The sequence below is a fragment of the Priestia sp. P5_B4 genome, assembly GCF_056400385.1.
This window is the reverse complement of record NZ_JBFULJ010000477.1, coordinates 1-2,906: the sequence shown is the minus strand read 5'-3', so window position 1 is coordinate 2,906 and position 2,906 is coordinate 1. Positions and strand designations below refer to the sequence as shown.

At 36.7% G+C, this 2,906-nt stretch carries 2 protein-coding genes and 1 riboswitch; of the genes, one reads left to right on the top strand and one right to left on the bottom strand.

Annotated features, from left to right (window positions below; all coding sequences use genetic code 11):
* A riboswitch (cobalamin riboswitch) is annotated at positions 1 to 112 on the bottom strand. This riboswitch is flagged as partial in the annotation.
* 147 nt (positions 113 to 259) lie between these two features.
* Positions 260 to 823, top strand: coding sequence for a YdcF family protein (locus AC1DRF_RS21585; protein ID WP_477741654.1), 564 nt, complete (start codon positions 260 to 262; stop codon positions 821 to 823).
* A 58-nt stretch (positions 824 to 881) separates the two neighbouring features.
* Here AC1DRF_RS21585 and AC1DRF_RS21580 read toward each other — a convergent pair whose 3' ends face one another.
* On the bottom strand, positions 882 to 2,453 hold the full coding sequence (locus AC1DRF_RS21580) for an APC family permease (RefSeq protein ID WP_013057634.1): 1,572 nt from the start codon (positions 2,451 to 2,453) through the stop codon (positions 882 to 884).
* Between the last annotated feature and the right edge of the window lie 453 nt (positions 2,454 to 2,906).

Sequence of the window (2,906 nt, the reverse complement as noted above, 5' to 3'; positions counted from 1 at the left end):
GACTAGTGGGTCTTTGCAGGTTCATCCACATTTACAGTAGCGGGGGCTGCACCGGATTTACACCGATTTCCCTATTATCCTCCTTAGAGGCACTTTTAAAATCATTTATTCTTTATTGTAACGAATTTTATAACCATTCACAATAACGATTTTCTTCTATTATTATATATTACTGTGTTTATACTTATTTAGGTCTCGTATGCTATAATAACAATTATTTTCCAAACATCTTATGGAATAGCTAGGAAGGTGCTCACAGTTGAAGAAAAAAATCATTTATATCTTTATCAGCGTGTTTGTTCTTTATATAGCAATTATATCTTTTTGTATGTATCAAACTGCTCACAAGCCTGTTCCACAAAACGCAGATTATGTGCTCGTTTTAGGTTCTAAAGTAGATGGTGATCAAATGTCTCCTAGTTTAAAAGAACGAGTAAAGACGGCCTTATCTTATTTACAAGCAAATCTACAAACAAAAGTTATCGTAACGGGCGGAAAAGGATCCGATGAAGAAATTTCTGAAGCAGAGGCARCCTATCGTTTTTTGCGGAAAGAAGGAATTAAAAAAAATCGAATTATAAAAGAAGATCAGTCAACTTCTACTTTTGAGAATTTTACTTTCACTAAACAGAAAGTTGATATTCAACACAAAAAAGTCGTGCTTGTTAGCAGTGATTTTCATTTATTTCGCGCCTCTATTATTGCCAAACGTCAAGGCTTTGACGTTTATCCTTTAGGTGCAAAAACACCAAATTCAATTAAACTTCAAGCCTACTTTCGTGAGTATGCTGCTATTTTAAAAACATGGCTGTTTGATAAATAAATAGAGTAAGTAGCTCTACAAATAAAAAACACGGCATGAATTCATGCCGTGTTTTTTATTAATCATCTGTATCGATAACTGCTTTTGGTAAACCTGTATATTTCGCCCAGTAGAAAATACCGAGTGAAACAAGAGCAATTAAAATTAAGTCAAGCGGGTTGCTTAGCACACCTTGTCCTCCACCAAATGAACCTAGATAAGAGATAACAAGCATAATAATATAATAAGCAACTAGCCACCAAGCAGATTTAAGCTGCTGTGCAAATTTTACAACGTCAGTTGGTACGTATTTCTTAAACGCTACGTAGATAACAACCATTAGAAGCTGTGATCCTAGAAGCCAAGAAATTGTCGTCCACCCTGACCAATATACGATGTATGAACAGAAAATAAATGAAACAGGAGCAATAACGCTCATGCCTTTTAATTTAAAAGGTTTTTTAAGGTCTTTTGCATTTACTCTGAATGCAGCAGCTGAAATTGGCGCAATCGCATAAGACAGAATAAGTGCCACTGAACATACGTTTACTAGCGCTTCCCAAGAAGGAAATGGCAGTGTCCAGAATACGGACATTCCAAATGATAGCCATAGTGACGCACGTGGAATTCCTGTTTTCTTATCTACTTTTGAGAAACGTTTAAATAATGTTCCATTACGAGACCAAGCATAAACTAAACGAGAAGTTGTATTCATGAAGATGTTCCCGTTACCGCCTGGTGATAAAATAGCATCAAAAATAACAAGCGTTACTAACCAGCCAAGGCCTAAAATAAGTGCAATATCTTTAAATGGTAAAGAGAATTGCTCTTGAATTGTTCCCCATCCTCCTGATAGCATATCAGCCGGGATGTTACCAATGAACAATACTTGCAGTGCTGTGTAAATAATCGCTGAAAGTACAATACAGATAATGAGCGCGATTGGAATATTACGCTGCGGGTTTTTAACTTCACTGGCTACAGAAACAATAGGGTGAAGTCCTAGGTAAGCAAACATAACGCCACCTGTTGAAATGGCTGCTTGAATACCATTAAAACCAAACGGAGCAAAATCGCCAGTTGTAAAGTTAGCTGATTTAAAGTGATAAGCCAACACGACGATAATTGTAAGAGGAACCGCATATTTGAACACAGATATAATGACATTTGACTTAGCAAATGCTTTTACACTTACGTAGTTAATGATAAAAAATAGCGTTAATAACGCGAACTGAAATAACCAGCCGATTGTAGTAGGCGATTCAGAACCATGTTTAGTTAGACCAGGAAGCCAAAACGCAACATACTGACGTACAGCCGTTACCTCGATGGCAATCAAACTTGTGTAAGCAATAATGGTAATGAATGAAATTAAGTAACCCACTAAATGACCATGTGAGTAAACCGGATAACGGATAATTCCACCGGTACGCGGCAGCGCTGCTCCAAGTTCAGCATACACTAAACCGATAAGTAAAATAATGACTCCGCCAATCAGCCACGAAAAACTTCCGGCCGGACCAGCCTTTGACGCTACGTTACTAACCGCAAATAACCAGGCGGAACCAAAAATAGCTCCCATCCCAATTAACGTTAGGTCAAGTAACGATATTGATTTTTTAAATTTTCCTTGATTTCCTTGATCAGACATAAAATCCTCCTTTAAAATTCCCACTCCACATATCTACGCCCTTGCGTCCGATATGGGATTCTTTACATCATCCTCCTCTTACTAAGACCTCACAAGTGGATATGTTAACAAATATTCTCTAAAAAACCAAGTTAAAAACTTTATTTTTTTGTAAAACATCGTTGAATTGCTTATGTATAGCGCATAAATTCCACAGAAGATTTGAGGACTACTCCTCCTATTTAACCGCATTTTTCTTAGGTTAAACATAAAAGAATATTCGAACTATTCGCTGAAAAAAAGAGGCTGAGACATAACGAAATCAACCGCTAGAAGCAGCTACATATGCAATACCTACGCTTGCCGTACCAATGAAAAAATCCGAACGATTTATCGTTCGGATTTTGCTTCAACTAAAATAATTTTGTCCGTACCTCTTATTTTGCTTATTTAAATACTTTTACACGTTCAGTT

Bases quoted from the DNA above. Each gene is read 5' to 3' on its own strand.
- AC1DRF_RS21580 (WP_013057634.1), bottom strand. From the start codon at position 2,453: ATGTCTGATCAAGGAAATCAAGGAAAATTTAAAAAATCAATATCGTTA.